14 protein-coding genes and 1 pseudogene are annotated in these 15,829 nt (G+C 72.4%); 3 read left to right on the forward strand and 12 right to left on the reverse strand.

Features of this window, described 5'->3' with window-relative positions; genetic code table 11:
• The first annotated feature begins 171 nt into the window (after window positions 1–171).
• Both OG883_RS37030 and OG883_RS37035 read left to right on the forward strand, forming a co-directional pair.
• Window positions 172–930, forward strand: a complete 759-nt coding sequence (locus OG883_RS37030) for an IclR family transcriptional regulator (RefSeq protein WP_266551031.1) — start codon at window positions 172–174, stop codon at window positions 928–930.
• 96 nt (window positions 931–1,026) lie between these two features.
• Window positions 1,027–2,241 (forward strand): PP2C family protein-serine/threonine phosphatase, encoded by a 1,215-nt coding sequence (locus OG883_RS37035; RefSeq protein WP_266551032.1) that lies wholly within the window; start codon window positions 1,027–1,029, stop codon window positions 2,239–2,241.
• A 232-nt stretch (window positions 2,242–2,473) separates the two neighbouring features.
• Here the strand turns inward: OG883_RS37035 and OG883_RS37040 are convergent, their stop codons facing one another.
• The 6 genes from OG883_RS37040 to OG883_RS37065 all read right to left on the reverse strand — a co-directional run bounded on the left by OG883_RS37040 (window position 2,474) and on the right by OG883_RS37065 (window position 8,059).
• On the reverse strand, window positions 2,474–3,403 hold the full coding sequence (locus OG883_RS37040) for an ornithine cyclodeaminase family protein (RefSeq protein WP_266551034.1): 930 nt from the start codon (window positions 3,401–3,403) through the stop codon (window positions 2,474–2,476).
• A 183-nt stretch (window positions 3,404–3,586) separates the two neighbouring features.
• Window positions 3,587–4,468, reverse strand: a complete 882-nt coding sequence (locus tag OG883_RS37045; protein ID WP_266551036.1) for a peptidoglycan-binding protein — start codon at window positions 4,466–4,468, stop codon at window positions 3,587–3,589.
• Between the two features lie 307 nt (window positions 4,469–4,775).
• Entirely contained in the window at window positions 4,776–6,116 is a 1,341-nt protein-coding gene (locus OG883_RS37050) for a globin domain-containing protein (RefSeq protein WP_266551038.1), read from the reverse strand.
• 202 nt (window positions 6,117–6,318) lie between these two features.
• Window positions 6,319–7,101 carry a glucosamine-6-phosphate deaminase gene (locus OG883_RS37055; protein WP_266551040.1) on the reverse strand — a complete coding sequence of 261 codons (783 nt, stop codon included), beginning with the start codon at window positions 7,099–7,101 and terminating at the stop codon, window positions 6,319–6,321.
• Between the two features lie 82 nt (window positions 7,102–7,183).
• The gene (locus OG883_RS37060) at window positions 7,184–7,699 is read right to left on the reverse strand and encodes an SRPBCC family protein (protein WP_266551041.1); all 516 of its coding nucleotides are present in this window, start codon (window positions 7,697–7,699) and stop codon (window positions 7,184–7,186) included.
• Between the two features lie 144 nt (window positions 7,700–7,843).
• Entirely contained in the window at window positions 7,844–8,059 is a 216-nt protein-coding gene (locus tag OG883_RS37065) for a hypothetical protein (RefSeq protein ID WP_266551048.1), read from the reverse strand.
• Here OG883_RS37065 and OG883_RS37070 point away from each other — a divergent pair.
• Window positions 7,985–11,428 (forward strand): BTAD domain-containing putative transcriptional regulator, encoded by a 3,444-nt coding sequence (locus OG883_RS37070; protein ID WP_266551050.1) that lies wholly within the window; start codon window positions 7,985–7,987, stop codon window positions 11,426–11,428. The genes OG883_RS37065 and OG883_RS37070 overlap by 75 nt on opposite strands.
• 6 nt (window positions 11,429–11,434) lie before the next feature.
• Here the strand turns inward: OG883_RS37070 and OG883_RS37075 are convergent.
• The 6 genes and pseudogenes from OG883_RS37075 to dhaL form a co-directional block, all read right to left on the reverse strand.
• Window positions 11,435–11,566 (reverse strand): annotated as a pseudogene (locus OG883_RS37075) (siderophore-interacting protein); the annotation flags it as partial.
• Window positions 11,512–12,744 (reverse strand): diaminopropionate ammonia-lyase, encoded by a 1,233-nt coding sequence (locus OG883_RS37080; protein WP_266551052.1) that lies wholly within the window; start codon window positions 12,742–12,744, stop codon window positions 11,512–11,514. The pseudogene OG883_RS37075 and the gene OG883_RS37080, both read right to left, overlap by 55 nt.
• Before the next feature lie 64 nt (window positions 12,745–12,808).
• On the reverse strand, window positions 12,809–13,981 hold the full coding sequence (locus tag OG883_RS37085) for a GTP-binding protein (RefSeq protein WP_266551054.1): 1,173 nt from the start codon (window positions 13,979–13,981) through the stop codon (window positions 12,809–12,811).
• Window positions 13,982–13,986: 5 nt separating this feature from the next.
• Complete coding sequence (rpmF, locus tag OG883_RS37090) at window positions 13,987–14,157, reverse strand: 50S ribosomal protein L32 (protein WP_028814853.1); 171 nt, start codon at window positions 14,155–14,157, stop codon at window positions 13,987–13,989.
• A 610-nt stretch (window positions 14,158–14,767) separates the two neighbouring features.
• Window positions 14,768–15,196 (reverse strand): dihydroxyacetone kinase phosphoryl donor subunit DhaM, encoded by a 429-nt coding sequence (gene dhaM, locus OG883_RS37095; RefSeq protein WP_266551059.1) that lies wholly within the window; start codon window positions 15,194–15,196, stop codon window positions 14,768–14,770.
• Window positions 15,193–15,798: a dihydroxyacetone kinase subunit DhaL gene (dhaL, locus tag OG883_RS37100; RefSeq protein WP_266551061.1), complete on the reverse strand. Its 606-nt coding sequence runs from the start codon at window positions 15,796–15,798 to the stop codon at window positions 15,193–15,195. Before dhaL ends, dhaM begins: the two co-directional genes overlap by 4 nt.
• Window positions 15,799–15,829: the final 31 nt, after the last annotated feature.

Below are 15,829 nucleotides of genomic sequence, written 5' to 3' on the forward strand. Positions count from 1 at the left end.
CCCGGGCCGCCCGGGGCTTTGCGCGGAGCCAGTGACGATGTGCGAGGGGCCAATGACCAGAAGTCGACGCCGCCGTGGCCGGGGCGGCGCCGCAGCGGCGGTCGGCTGCCACGTCGGTGATCGAGGCCGGGGGACCTTGCCATCGCGGTGGGCCGGGCGCAATCTGGTGGTATGGGTGCTCAGGACGGCCCCACGCTCATCACTTCCGTGCAGCGAGCCTTCCGTTTGATGGAGGCGGTGGGGGCCCACGAGGGTGGCGCCCCGGCCAAGCAGCTGGCACGCGAGGCAGGGCTGCCCCTGGCCACCACCTATCACCTGCTGCGGACGCTGGTGCACGACGGGTACCTGCGGAAGCTGGACGACGGCGGGTTCGTGATCGGGGACAAGCTGCACATGCTGCACGTCGGAACCCGAGGGCAGGCGCTGCTCAGCCGTATCCGTCCCACGCTCGCCGCTCTGCGGGACGAGATTTCGGCCGCCGCCTATCTGACCTTCTACGAGGACGGCGAGATCCGGGTCGTCGAGATCGTCGACAGCCCTCGGGCGCCCCGGGCCGACCTCTGGGTGGGTTTCGAGGATGCCGGGCACGCCACTGCGTTGGGCAAGTGCGTCCTGCGCGAGCTGGACGACGACGCGCGCAGCGACTATCTCTCCCGGCACCCTCTCTCCGATCTCACACCCCGCACCATTACCCACCGTTCCGAACTGCTGCGACGACTCGACTCGGCACCCGCCGCGCCGGCCATCCTGGACCTGGAGGAGTACTCCCTGGGTACGGTCTGCGTCGCCGTGCCCGTGTACAGCGGGCGCACGCTCGGCTCGCTCGGTGTCTCCGTCCGGGCGGACCGGCTCTCCCGGATCGATGACGTTCTCGCGCGGCTGGTCCCGGCAGCGAATCGCGTGACCAGGGGCCTTTCACTCACTATCTGAAATTCCGGCCCTTGCGCCACGCCGGCGAACACCGTTCCCTGGACAAAACGGACGCACAGGCGTCACGGACCGGATCAGGGAGTTGCGTACCCCAACATGAGTCACGCCCGAGAGCATCAGCGCGACCGCCGACCGACCTGGAAACCTGGGAAGCGGGCGGTCGGCTCCGGGGCCCCGGCCCGGCCGGACGAGGGTCGGGGAGCGGCCTCGGCGACAACGGCGCTGGTTCATTCACCCGCCGCCGCCCTGCGCGGTGTGCCCGCGCTGGTCGTCTCTGGCGTTGCGTTTCTCGCCCTCGTCGGCGGAGCCGGGATTGCCTGGCTGCCGATGCTCGCCGTCGGGCCTGCGCTGGCCGCCGCGACCAGCAGGCCGTGGGGAGTCGTTCGTATCGGCTTCCTCGCCGTGGCACTGGGCGCAGTGCTCGGCAGCCGCGGCGAGGAGCCTGGCCGTGATCAGGCGATCGTGCTGTCCGCGCTGGTCGCCGTCACCCTCGCGAGCAGCCTGGCCAGCGCGCTGCGCGGGCGTCACGAACGGGTACTGGCGGATGTCCGCTCGGTCGCCGAGGCTGCCCAGCACGCGCTCCTCCAGCCCGTGCCCGCCACTGTCGGTCAGTTCGAGGTGGCAGTCCGCTACAGCGCCGCCGCGGCGGAGGCCCGAATAGGCGGGGACCTCTACGCGCTGGTGCCCACCCCGTACGGGGTCAGGCTGATCGTCGGCGATGTGCGTGGCAAGGGACTGCCCGCGGTGAGCACCGCCGCTCTGGTGCTCGGTGTCTTCCGCGAGGCCGCCTACGACGAACCGGATCTCCTGGATGTCGTCGCCCGGATCGAGCGGAGCCTGGCGCGCAACCTCGGCCGTGACGACTTCGTCACCGCCGTGGTCGCCGGGTACCCGGACGCCGGGCGCATGGAGGTGGTCAACTGCGGACATGCTCCTCCACTGCTGGTTCGCGGAACCGACGTCATGGCTGTCGACCCGACCCATCCGGCTCCGCCCCTCGGACTGAGCGCGCTCACCGGTGAGACCCCGAGCCTTCAGGTCCTGCCGTTCGCCGACGGCGACCAGTTGCTTCTCTACACCGACGGGGTCACAGAGGCCCGTAACCACAGTCGTGAGTTCTACCCGCTTATCGAGGGGGTGGCGCGGCACGTGTCGGACGAGCCGTCCCGTACCGTCGCCGCGCTGCACGACGAGCTGCTGGCACATGTGGGCGGCCGGCTCCACGACGACGCGGCACTGCTTCTGCTCCGCAAACCGGCCATGGCGTGCTCGACGCCCGCCGCCGAGTCCGGACTCCGGCCGACAGGGTGACCTGCCGCCCAGCCGGCCGCGATCCCCGGCCACGGCCGGCATTGCTGGGGTCTGTCGCTGCTACGAGTGACCGGAATCAAGCCACCGGCAACGCAAGGACGTACCGGACGAGCGCCGTCCCGCAAGGCGCTCAGCCGGTGCGGATTCCCAGCGGCTGACGTCGTCGGTGGGGTAAACGGCGACGGCGCGAAGAGCCCGAACGCACTCCCGGCGGGGACGATCTCCCGCAGCTCTAGCGGGAGGCCTCGTAGGCGGCACCGGCGACGACCAGGTCCTCCCACGCCATGCCGACGCTCTTGAAGAGCCGTGGGCGGGAGCGGTCGACCACGGCCGTGCCGCGCGCGAGGTCCGCGAGGCCGACCAGGGACTCGGGGTCCAGCGCTCCGGAGTTCACGGCCAGAATGACATCGCCCGCCTCACGCAGCGCTGCGGCGCGCGCCTCGACCACCACCGTCGAGCGTCTCACCGTCTCGTCGTCGACCTCGCGTGCCCCGGGCTCATGGGAGCCGACGGCGACGACCGTCGCGTGCGCGGGCAGCGCCGACCCGTCGAAGAGGGGGGTACGGGCCGTGGTGCAGCAGGCGACCAGATCGGCCCGCGCCACGGCGTCCGCCGTGCCGGCCTCCACCACCGGGCCGAAATCCCCGTACCGCTGAACGAAGTTCGCGAGGCGCTCACGGTCGCGGCCGACGACCGTGATGTGCCGGACGGGGCGGACGGCACACAGGGCCTCGATATGACTGTGGCCCTGCGGACCGGTGCCGAAGACGATCAGACGCCCGGCGTCCGGTTCGGCGAGGAGGTCGGCGGCGGCCGCGGAGACGGCGGCGGTACGGAGGGTGGTCAGCGCGACCCCGTCGAGGTGGGCGAGCGGGCTGAGCGTCTCGGCATCCATCAGCAGGTACGTGCCCTGGATCCGGGGGAGCCCGAGTGCGGGGTTTCCCGGCGCCACCGTGGCGATCTTGACGCCCGTGTAGCGGGAGGAGTGCGAGGGCATCAGCAGCAACTGCCCCTGCTCGACCGGGATCACGGAGCGGGCGGGGTCGGCCTCCGGGTCGAGTCCGTCGCGCAGCGCGCCCTGGAGTGCGGCGACGGCGGCGGCCACGGGAACGGCCCCGCGTACCTCCTCGGCCCCGATGACTGCGGTCGCGCCCCGGCTCATCCAGTCCTCCGGCGGAAGCTCCTCGTCCCCTGCGTCCTGTGGACGGAACGTTACCGTGCACGACCGGGCCGTCGACCACCACGCCCCCTGGGCCCCCGCGCGGTCCCCCTTCCCCCACGGGGAACCCCCACCTCCCTCGTCGGAGGCGCAGAAACTCCCCTCCGGCGCGAGGGAGGAGAGGGATCAGACGTTGGGCACCTTCAGCTTGTCCCAGCTCGCCTTGCCCGGAACGCCGTCGGCGTCGCTCCCCGAGTAGCCGAGCTTGCGCTGCCAGGCGGCATAGGACTTGCGGTCGGCCTCCCCCCAGTCCGGGCCCGGGCCCACCTCGTACCGCCCGCACCCCTCGGCCACCAGCCGCTTGCCCATCGCCGTGACGACGGCGCTGCGCCGCCCTGCCGAGAAGAACGCGGCCCCGGGAAACGGCTCGAACTTCGCCGGTGGTTTCGGAGGTGGCGTGGACGGGCCGTCCGAGGGGCCGCCGAGCCGCCCTTTGATCCGGTTGCGCATCGAGTCCATCGTGAAGCCGCGCGGATCGATCTTCCCCGGCTGCCACTCCTTGTGCCCGATCACCGAGCGGTGGGACCAGCCGTGCGCACGGCAGATCGCGGCCGCCGCCTTCTCGATCGCCTCCAGCTGGGCGGCCGGCCACGGGTCCGTGCCGTTGCCCAGGTTGACGCACTCGAATCCGTAGAAATGGCGATTGCCGTCGGTGTTGGCCTCGTTGTCGACGGGCAACGCAGACTCGTTGACCACCGCGCGCAGTACCTCGTCGTCGCCGAGGCCGGCGTGGTTGGCCCGCCCGTGGCCGACCAGATGGACCGAGCCGTCCTTGGCTATCACCCCGTGGCACAGTGGCCCCGGCAGGCTCGAATGGCCGTTGTAGCACATGTCCACGGAGTTCTGGGTACCCGAGGTCACGGTGTGATGGATCATCACACCGTGCAGGGGGCCCCACGGACCCTTGTGATTGCGGTTGTGCGTGCGCCAGCTCCGGTGCTCGACGACGTGCAGCCCCTCGTCGCGGAGGGCTTTGAGCAGTCTGGAGGCGGACAGAGGCGTTGCCATCGTTGTGCTCCTTTCCAGGGTGGTACGTCGTTCTCGGGCCGATCCTGGTCGTCTGCCCTGCCGTTTGCGCCGCCGAACCGTCCGGCGCGGCCGTCTGGGCAGCGGCGTCCTGCGCCGCAGGCTCCAGCTGCGAGCCCGCCGACGGCAGCACCTGCCGGACGGTCTTCGGCCGGGCCGCGGTGTCGGGCAGGGCAGAACCCGGCGCGACGCGCCCTCCCCGGTGATGTGCCCGTCGTCGACGTCGGGCGAACCGGGCTTTCGAACTCGCCCTGCGAAACCGCCTGTCGGTGCGGGCTCGGACCGGCCGTCAGACACGTCCTGTCGCACTGTGCGGTTCGAACCAGCCTCCGCGGCCCGGCGCCGCGGGCACGGGTGGGGGAGCGAGAGCCGGGGCCCGGCCCGGCGTGGGCAGCGGAGCAGTCTCGGGTGCCGGGACGTCGAGCGGGCGGGTCCGGGCGTCCGGATCGATCCAGTTCACCGGGAGGGGGTCGAGGAACTTCTCCGCGTGGGAGACGTATCCCCGCTGCTGCAACGACGGCGGCAGCGGATCGCGCACCAGCGATCCGGCCGGCAGTCCGAAGCCGTGGAGCAGTTCGGCCGTCTCCTGTGCGAACATCGCGGGGCCGCACAGATAGACGGACTCGGCCTCCCAGTCCCGGCGTGCGCCGAGATCGCGGTGGAGCCGTTCCGCAGCCCCCGTCGGGCCTTCATCCTGCTGCTGATACCACCAGTTGGCCTTGAGGCCGGGGTGGTCCCGCTGCAGGTCGGCGAGGGCGCCTCCGTCGTAGAAGTGGGCCTCGCTGCGGGCCACGACATCGATCCGGATACGGGGAAGGGGCCGGCGGGTGAGCAGATCGTCGAGGACGGCCTTGACCGCGGACCAGCCCGTTCCGGCGGCGATCAGGGTGATGGCAGGAGTGCCGAGGGGCGGGGGGAGCGCGGATCCCGACGCCGCGCCGACCCTCAGGACGCGGCCGGGAACGGTGTGGTCGCACAACGCCGTGCTGAGGAGCCCGTCCGGGACCCGGCCGATGTGGAACTCGAGGATCCCGTCGCGTTCGGGGCGGCCGGCCACGGAGTAGGGCCGCCACACACCGGGCAGGTCCGGATGCTCGACCGACGCGTACTGGCCGGGAAGGCAGGGGTAGCGGGCGGAGGGTACGGCGCGTACGACGGCCGTGTGCCCGCCGTGCAGGCGGTGCGAGACGACGGTGGCATCCCAGCAGGCCGGTTCGTTCGCGGCCAGGGACTGGCGGGCGCCGCCGGTCATGGTCGCGGCGGCGACGGTGTACACCCGCAGCCAGGCTGTTTCGGTCCGCGTGTTCCAGGAGTGCGTGCTGTGGTAGCGGATCGAGGCGATGAGGCTCTCACCCACCGCTGTGTAGTCCGCGTCGGATATCCCGAACTTGCGGTGGTCCCGGCCGAGCCGCTCCAGATGGGCGGGGAGCCCGGGGTGGCCGAGATGGTCCACGACCCGCACCAGCGCGGCGAACAGCCGCTCGTACTGGTCGTCCATGTCCGCGGGGAACAGCGGGCGTAACTCCGGATGATGGCTGAACAGGTGCGCGTAGAAGTAGCGGACCACATGACCGGCCCGCCGTCTGACCCGCTCCAGGCTCTCTTTGACCACACCGATGTCGTCGTTCATGCAATCCCCCGCGCCCTTGTGATGCACCGGCCCACCGCGCGGGGCAAGGGGCGGCAGGGCGACGCGGCAGGTGGACGCGCGTCGCAGTACTGAGCGACCGCACAGTACCAACTCGCAGGAGGATTGGAACCGTTGAAGCTGGAATTATGTCCCGACCGGAACATTCCCCTTCCGGCCGGGACCCCGCGGGGTGGGCCTGCTTCTACAGACCCTGCCAGGCGGGCTTGGCGGCGTAGGTCGCGCGGAAGTAGTCGGCGAGCTTGAGGCCGGACGCCGCCGCCTCGTCGACCACCACGGTGGCGTGCGGGTGGAGCTGCAGGGCCGAGGCGGGCACCAGGGCGGAGAGCGGGCCCTCGACGGCGAGTGCCACGGCGTCGGCCTTCGCCTTGCCGGTGGCCAGCAGGACCAGGTGGCGGGCTTCCAGGATGGTGCCGATGCCCTGGGTGATGACGTGGTGGGGGACCTCGTCCAGGCCGTTGAAGAACCGGGCGTTGTCCTGCCGGGTCCGGTCGGTGAGTGTCTTGATCCGGGTGCGGGAGGCGAGTGAGGAGCAGGGCTCGTTGAAGCCGATGTGTCCGTCGGTGCCGATGCCCAGCAGCTGGAGGTCGACGCCGCCGGCCTCGGTCAGCGCGTGGTCGTAGCCGATGCAGGCGGCCGCGACGTCCTCGGCGGTGCCGTCCGGGCCCATGAACGACGCGTCGGTCAGTCCGAGGGGCTCGACGACTTCACGCAGGACCACCGAGCGGTAGGACTCGGGGTGGCCGGAGGGCAGGCCGACGTACTCGTCGAGCTGGCAGATGCGGGCGTGGGAAGTGTCCACCTCCGAGGCGCGCACCTTGGCGGCCAGGGCCTCGTAGACAGGCAGCGGGGTCGACCCCGTGGCTACGCCCAGGAGCGCGTCGGGCTTGCGTCGCAGCAGGTCGGCCATGGCTTCGGCGATGAGCTCGCCGCCCGCGGCGGAGTCCGGAACGATGACAACTTCCACGAAGATCCCTGTCTCTGAAAGCGCAAGTGGTGTAGACCAATCTACCCGGTGGGTGGGGGTGCTGTCGCGCGAAACGGGCGGCTCAGCCGTTCAACTCCTCGAAGTACGTCTTCTGTGCCGGGTAGTACGAGTCGAACGCCGGCCGCGGCAGGCCGGCGTGTGCGGCGACGAACATGTCGAGGTAGTACTCCCAGCCCGGCCCGATCTCGCCGATCCCGGCCTCTCCCGGCTGGGCGGTCTGCCCCGGGAGGTGGTGAACGAGTTCCACCGTGGTGGCGCCGTCCGCCTCGGAGAGCCGGATCTCCATCGGCCATGACCCGGCTTCGTCCGCCATCGACACGGCGAGTCGCCGCGGCGACTCGCACGCCTCGATGCGCAGCTCGGCCCACGGTGCCCCTTCCTCGAACGCCATCTGGATCTCGACGGTCCGGCCGGCGGCGGCTTCGCCCTTCCAGGGGCCGAACCACCGCGCGGTCCGCTCGGGCCGGGTCAGGCTCGCCCACACCTCTCGCAGAGGACTGCGCAGGGTCCGGGTGAGCACCAGGTCGCGGCCGTTCTCGGCGGGCAGCAGCCGGCCGGTGGGGGTGGGTGATGTCATGCGTCTCCTCCAGGAATCGAGAGCCATGCCGACCCCACAGTAGGAGTTGCATCCGTGTCGGCACCCCGGTCTGCGGAGTGCGGCCGGCCGCGCCGCGCCCGCCGGTCACCCGGGCTGCGGTGAGGTTGCTGTGATGTCGGAATGTCAGAACAAAGGGAGCTGGCCGGGGAAGACGGGCACGACAGCGCCGTCGAGCGCAGGCTGAAGGGCCGGGTCGAACGGCGCCTGCCGCCGGGACCCGGGGCAGGAGACCAGCTCACCCGCCGAGCGCGTGCCGGCCGGGTCATGGCGGGCGAACCGGCCTGCGACAACGGCGATTTCACGGCGGCAGACCGGGCAGAGACGGCGGGGAGCGGACATGCCCCCAGTCTGCCAGCCCGGCCACGTCAGCAGGCCCGGCCGCCCGGCGGCGACAATGAAGCGGTGACATACCGCTACCGCGTACTCGGCACCACGCAGGCGTTCCGCCCGGACGGCACCGAGGTGCCGGTCCGCGGGACGCGGCTGAGGGCGTTGCTGGCCGCGCTCGCCGCGGGCGGCGGCCGGGTGGTACCGGCGGGGGAACTGGCCGCCCAGGTATGGGGCGAGGACGAGCAGCGGCCCGCCGACGAGAGCGCGGCACTGCAGGCACTGGTCGGACGGCTGCGGCGAGCACTCGGCCGTGCGGCCGTGGGTTCCGCTCCGGGCGGCTACCGGCTGGCGGCGGACCGGGACGACATCGATCTCTTCCGCTTCGAGCGGCTGGCGGCGCAGGGAGCCGCCTCTCTGGTCGCCGACGACGCCGCCGCGTCGGCCCGGCTGCTGGACGAGGGCCTCGCGCTCTGGCACGGCCCGGCCCTCGACGATCTGCCCGGACGGGACACCGACGCCCTTGTCGTACGGGCGGAACAGCGCCGCGCCGAGGCGCGCCGCACCCGGCTCGCGGCCGAGGTGTCGCTGGGGCGGCCGCAGACCGTGCTCGCCGAGCTGACGGCGATGGCCGCAGCCACGCCGCTGGACGAGCCGCTGCAGGCGCTGTTGATCAGGGCCCTGCGGACAGCGGGACGCCATGCCGAGGCGCTGCAGACGTACGAGGACGTACGGCGGCGGCTCTCCGGGCGGCTCGGTACGGATCCCGGACCTGAACTGCGCGCTTTGCATGCACAGTTGCTGGCTGTCGGCCCGGCCGACGACGACCTGCCCGCCGAACCGCCCGACCCGGTGGACAAGAAGCCCGTCACGCGGGGCAATCTGCGCGCCAGGCTCACTTCCTTCGTGGGCCGCGAGGAGGAACTGGCGGGGCTCGCACGGGAACTGCGGGCGCGCCGTCTGGTCACCCTGCTCGGGCCCGGCGGCGCCGGCAAGACCCGGCTGGCCCTGGAGGCCGCCGAGGCGGCGGCCGGGGCATGGCCGGACGGTGTCTGGGTCGTCGAGCTCGCCTCCGTACGCGACGAAGAGACCGTGCCCGAGACGGTGCTGACCGCCCTCGGCGCGCGCGAGACACAGGTGCGGGGACCGGCCGCGGCGGACGCCGAGGCCCGCGATCCGCTCGCCCAGCTGGTGGAGTACTGCGGTCGGCGCCGGATGATGCTCGTGCTCGACAACTGCGAGCATGTGATCGGCGCGGCGGCCCGGCTGGCGGATGCCGTCCTCACCGGCTGTCCGGAAGTGCGCGTGCTGGCCACCAGTCGCGAGCCGCTGGGTGTCCCCGGCGAGTGGGTACGCGGTGTGGGACCGCTGCCGCAGGAGGTGGCGCTGCGGCTGCTGGGCGAGCGGGGCGCGGCCGCCCGGCCCGGGTTCCGTACGCACGACGACCCCGAGGCCTGCGCCGAGATCTGCCGCGGGCTCGACGGGCTGCCGCTCGCCGTCGAACTGGCCGCCGCCCGGCTGCGCGCCCTCACGCCCCGGCAGATCGCGGACCGGCTGGACGACCGCTTCCGGCTGCTCAGCAGCGGAAGCCGGACCGTGCTGCCCCGGCAGCAGACACTGCGGGCGGTGGTCGACTGGTCCTGGGATCTGCTGGACGAGGACGAGCGGACCGTACTGCGCCGGCTGGCCGTCTTCTCCGGCGGCTGCGCGCTCGCTCAGGCGGAGGCCGTCTGCGGAGCGGGAGCCCTGGAGCCACTCGCTTCCCTCGTCGACAAATCACTCGTGGTCGCCGCCCCGGACGGCCTCGACGAGATGCGCTACCGGTTGCTGGAAACCGTCGCCGAGTACGCGGGGGAGCGGCTGGAGGGGGCCGGTGAGAGGGCGGCCGTCGAGCGGCGGCACATGCGCGCCTACCGGGAGCTGGTCCGTACCGGCGACCCGGAGCTGCGCGGGCCGCGGCAGGCCGAGTGGCTGGAGCGGTTCGAGACGGAGCACGACAACGTACGAGCCGCCCTGCGGACGGCGCTCCGCCCCGCCCAGAGGGAACAGGAGCAGGAGCAGGAGGCACTCTGCCTGGTGCTGTCCATGAACTGGTTCTGGCAGCGGCGCAACCACCAGGCGGACGCACGTAGTTGGTCCTCGGTGGCCGCCGGATTCGGCCCCGACCCCTTCCGGTCGCCTGTACGGCCCGCCGTGCCGCTGGCCGACCGCTGCACGGCTGCCCCGCCGCCCTGGTCCGAGGAGCAGCTGTGGGAGGCACGGCGCGGCGTGCGGCTGATGGTGTTCGCGAGCAGTCAGGACGACGGCGTGGCGCGGGGGGAGCCGCAGGCCCTGGCCCATCTGCGCCGGATCGTTTCCGCCTACCGTCCGGGACTGCCGCAGATATGCCGGCAGCCGGGCTCGATGTGGTTCTTCGCCCGGCTGATGAGCGGCGAGTTCGACGGGCTGGGCGAGGCCGTGGACGCCATCGTCGACAGCTGCCGGGACCTGGCGGACGGCTGGGATCTGGGGTTCGCCCTGCTGTTGCGGGCCACACTGCTCGGCGACCGCCGCGGTGGGCTCGAGCAGTCTGCGAGCGACGCCGACCGTGCGCTGGCGCTCTTCGAGGCGGCAGGGGATCTGTGGGGGGTCGCCGAGTCGCTGTCCGCGCGAGGGGAGGCCCATGCAGGGCGCGGTCGGTACGAAGAGGCGGCCGCGGACTTCGCACGGGCCATGCGGAGCTCCGCGCGGGTCGGCGCGCACGCCCAGGTGCCGGTCTTCAGGGCCAGGCTGGCGTCCGTACGGCTGAAGACGGCCGCCTCCCCCAGGGAGAGGGAGCACGCCGAGCGGCAGCTGCTGGAGGCGGTGGAGGAGTCCCGGGAGTCCGCGGACGTCCTCGGCACGGGCCGGATGATGCTGGCGCAGCACTACGGCAACACCGGCCGCACCGAGCTTGCCCGTCATCAACTCCATGAGATGGAGAGGGATTTGTCCGCGGCGACTCCCGAGCTCTTCCGTGGGGTGGTGGCGGGGGCGTACGGCTGGCTGGACTGTCTGGACGGGGAGTACGCAGCGGCCCGCCGGCGGATCGCGGAGGCAGTGGGCCTGCTGGACAGTCTGGCGCACCTTGTCGCTCCGTATCTGATCACCGATCAATTCCTCTGCGCCGCCTGGGCGATGGCGCATCTGGGGGCGGCAGAGGAGGCGGCGCGGCTCCTCGGCGCCTACGACCGCAGCAGCCGGCAGCCCGGCGGCCTCGGCTTCCGGCCGTTCGCCGACGAGAAGGAGACCCGGCAGCGGGCGGAGTCCGAGGTGCGCGCGGCGGCGGCCGGGGAGCGGTACGAGCGTGCCTACGCCGAGGGCGGCGGCCTGTCCGTGCCGGAAGCCGCCGCCCTGATCTGAGCGAACTCAGTCCGCTGCCCGCGCCTCGGCCGACCGCTCCCGGGCTTCGGCGAGGTCCTCCTCGGTCGGGGCGTCGTCCTGGGTCAGCCTGAGCCGCCAGTAGCCGGTGGAGTCGATGGCATCCTTGCCGACACCCCGGCGTGCGGGTTGGCGGCGGCGCCTTCGGTGCTGAGCAGCACCACGGTCGCCGCGGGCCCGGTGGCGAGCGCGGCACGGCGCTCGGTGCTGCCCGGGCCGGTCAACGCGGCGCGTACGCCGGCCAGGGAAGCGGCGCCGCAGGGCCCGGCGGGGATACCGAGGGCGGCCAGGGCGCGGGCCGCCTCCGCGCTCTCCGCGTCGGTGACGGCAACAGCGGCGTCGAGGCCGTCGCGCAGCCGGGGCCAGGCGATGTGCGAGGGGGTTCCGCAGTTCAGGCCCGCCATGGTCGTGGTGCCGGTCGCCACGGTGACCGGCTCCTGCCGGACAAGGCTGGCCAGGACACAGGCGGCGGTGTCGGGTTCAACGGCGAGCAGCGCCGGGGCGGGACCGGTGAGGCGGCTGCGGTGGTGGGTGACCGCAGCCTGCGCCAGTGAGCCGACCCCGGCCGGGACGGCCACCAGGGCGGGCGCCCGGACGCCCGCGGCGGCCAGCTGGCCGTCGATCTCGGCGAAGAGGGTGGAGTATCCCTCGACTATCCAGCCGGGGATCTCCTCGTAGCCGGGCCAGGCCGTGTCCTGGACGAGCACGGCGAGCGGATCGCCGTCGGCCGCCGCGGATGCTCGGCGGACCGCCTCGTCGTAGCTGTCGGCGACATGGGTGAGCTCCGCGCCCTCGGCCGCGATGGCGTCCGCGGCCAGGGGGTGCACGCCCTCGGGTACGAAGACATGGGCCCGGGCTCCGAACAGCCGGGCCATCCGGGCGACGGCGCGGCCGTGATTGCCGTCGGTGGCGGTGACGAGGCATACCGCGCCGCTGCCTGCCTGCTCCCCGCCGCTGTCAGCCTGTTCGCCGGCTCGGCCCGCCTGTTCCCCGGCTCGGCCGGACAGCACCCGGTGGATCGCCCAGGAGGCACCGAGCGCCTTGAAGGCGGGCAGCCCCAGCCGGGACGACTCGTCTTTGACGAACACTCTCCCGACTCCCAACTCCTCGGCGAGAGTGGATAGTTCGACAAGTGGAGTGGCCTTGTACTCCGGCATCCCGGAATGGAACGCCGCCACCTCGGCCGGGGCGGGCGCACAGGACCAGTCGCGGGCGGCGGGCCGTACGTACCAGGCGGGAGCACCCGAGCCGGGTGCTCCCCCCGCCGAACCGCCTGTTTCGCCCCACCCGTTCACCATGTCCGCCCCTCCGGCCGCACCACACTGTCGATCGAGTTGATCTCCAGGAGTGCCAGTATCCAGGTCAGCGCGGAGCGGCGGCCTGGGCAGGCTCGTGCTCGCAGACGTCGTCGACCGTGTGAACGTCCCACGCGGGGAACGGGTCGTGCCACGGACCCGTATCGTCCGCGCCGACGAGGCAGGCCCCGAGCGCGGCATGCAGCGCCTCGGGACACAGCCCGGTGCCGATGAAGACCAGTTCCTGGCCCTGCCCGCTCTCCCCGTCCTGGGTGCCCGAGGGCTCGAACCGGGCGACCGTGCCTGCCTGCGACCACAGACCGGTGACCGCGTCGCGGCCGGCCAGCGAGAAGAAGCCCTTGGAGCGCAGGACCTGGCCGTACGCGCCGCTGTCGAGTCCTTCGGTGACGAACTCCCAGAGCCGACCGGGGTGGAAGGGCTTCTGCGCACGGAACACGGTGCTGGAAATGCCGTACTCCTCCGTCTCCGGCACATGGTCGCCGTTGAGTTCCATGACCCACCCCGGTGCCTGCTGTGCGCGTTCCAGATCGAAACGGCCGGTTCCGAGGATGTCGCCCGGATTCACCCTCCCGTGCCGAGCGGTCACGACGCGGGCGACCGGATTGAGTCGTGTCAGCGCCGCCCGCAGCCGCGCGGCCTGCTCCTCACCGACCAGATCGAGCTTGTTGACCACGATGACGTCCGCGAATTCGATCTGGTCGATCAGCAGATCGCTGACAGTGCGTTCGTCGTCCTCGTACTGGTCGAGTCCGCGTTCGGCGAGGCCGTCACCACCCTCCAGCTCGGGCAGGAAGTTCGCGGCGTCGACCACCGTGACCATGGTGTCCAGCCGGGCCAGATCGCCGAGCGTGGCACCGTCGTCGCGCGGGAAGGCGAACGTGGCGGCGACGGGCATCGGCTCGGAGATGCCGCTGGACTCGATGAGGAGGTAGTCGAACCGGCCCTCGCGGGCCAGCCGGTCGACCTCCTCCAGCAGATCGTCGCGGAGCGTGCAGCAGATGCACCCGTTGGTCATCTCGACCAGGCGTTCCTCGGTGCGCGACAGGGCCGCGTCGCCCCCGCGCACCAGTGCCGCGTCGATATTGACCTCGCTCATGTCGTTGACGATCACGGCGACCCGCAGGCCGGCGCGATTGCCCAGGACATGGTTGAGCAGGGTCGTCTTGCCCGCGCCGAGGAAACCGGAGAGGACGGTCACCGGAAGCCGACGGTCCGCCATGCCGGTCAGCCCTCCGGGCGCAGCAGGCCGCGCTCGTACGCCTTCGCGAGGCGCTGCGGCACTCGGTACACCGAACCGTCGACGGTGACGGGCACGAGCTGAGGGGTGGTGGCCTTCCACTGGGCGCGCCGGTGGCGGGTGTTGCTGCGGGACATCTTGCGCTTGGGTACGGCCATGGGACCGGGGACCTCCTTGATGGGGATACACCCGGGACGCTACCTGAAAATGGTTCCCATTAACAATTGCGTTCCCGGCAACGGACGCCCTGAGCGCACGCCCGCCCGGTCACCGGCGCACCGCGCCTGAAGGCGCTGCTGTCGGTGCCCGCGGTGGTCGACCGGCATCGGCGTCCACGACGCCGCGGGCGGGGTGGTCATCACGATGAATCAGGTACGCGGTCACCGGCGGCGGCGACGGCAGCTCCGCGACCGCTGTGCCTCACGGCCTGTGCCGTCGCGCCATGTCCAACAGCCTCTGATCCGAGAGGAGTTCACTCACCGGGGCGGTAGGTACACGCCCCCTCGGGTGGGGGAAGCGCCGCGGCACCGTCCGGCCGCGGCAGTGCGACATCCACGTCGTGCGTCGCCAGAGGGCCGTGGTGCCGGGCTCCCGCAGCCACCCAGCACCGCGAGCAGCCCGGTCCCGGCCGTGCGGACCGGGGCACGCAGCCCGGTTCGTCCAGGATCGGGCACGCGCCCGCATCGCCGCCGCGCCACCGCCACCGCGTCGCCGCGCCCGCCACAGTGTCTGCGATTGTGCCCGGCATCGCGCCCGGCACGGAGCGCCTCACGCCTTGCGGTAGTCGTACGCCTCCGAGGCCGCCGCCACCACCGCGTCCAGATCGCCGCCGGCCGAGGCGGTCACCACCGCGGCGATCGCGCCCTCCACGAACGGTGCGTCCACCAGCCGTGTCCCGTCCGGGAGTTCATCGCCCTCGGCCAGCAGCGTCTTCACCGTCAGCACGGCACTGCCCAGATCCACGAGGACCGCTACGCCCGCGCCCTGGTCGACCGCTCTCGCCGCCTCGGTGATCAGTTCGGAGCTGGTGCCGAGCCCGCCGTCCGGGGTGCCGCCCGCCGGGGCGACGGGAGCGGTCGTGCCGCCGCCCGCGAGCCCCTCGGCCAGGTCGGCGACGGCAGCCGCCACCTGTGCGCTGTGCGAGACCAGCACGATCCCCACCAGCTTGCCCCCGTCGCCGAGGCTGCCCCGGCTCATGAGGCCACCTCCGCCAGTGTGGCGACGAGCAGGGCGGAGGAGGTGGCTCCCGGATCCTGGTGTCCGATGCTGCGCTCGCCCAGATAGCTGGCCCTGCCCTTGCGCGCCTGCAGAGGTACGGTCGCCAGCGCGCCCTGCTCGGCCGCTTCGCGGGCCGCCGCGAACGAGGCGGTGCTCTCGCCCAGTGCCTCCACCGCCGGCTCGAGCGCGTCCAGCATCGTCTTGTCCCCGGCCTTCGCCCCGCCGAGTTGGGCCACCGCCGCGACGCCCGCGCGCAACGCCTCGGCCAGCTGTCCGGGAGTCACCTCGGCGGCGTCGCCGAGCGCCTTGCCCGTACGCCGCAGCAGCGTCCCGTACAGCGGGCCCGACGCCCCGCCCACCGTCGAGATCAACTGCCTTCCCGCCAGCGTCAGTACGGCCCCGGGCGTCTGCGGCGCCTCCTTCTCCAGGACCGCCGTCACCGCCGCGAATCCGCGCTGGAGGTTGCTGCCGTGGTCGGCATCACCGATCGCCGAGTCCAGCTCGGTGAGATGGTCCGCCTCGCGGTTCACGGCGGCCGCGGCAGCTGACAGCCAGCGACGGAAGAAGTCGGCGTCGAGCACATGAACTCCCTGTGGTGTCTCGGTCCCGGAC

Source organism: Streptomyces sp. NBC_01142 (genome assembly GCF_026341125.1).
Classification (GTDB): domain Bacteria; phylum Actinomycetota; class Actinomycetes; order Streptomycetales; family Streptomycetaceae; genus Streptomyces.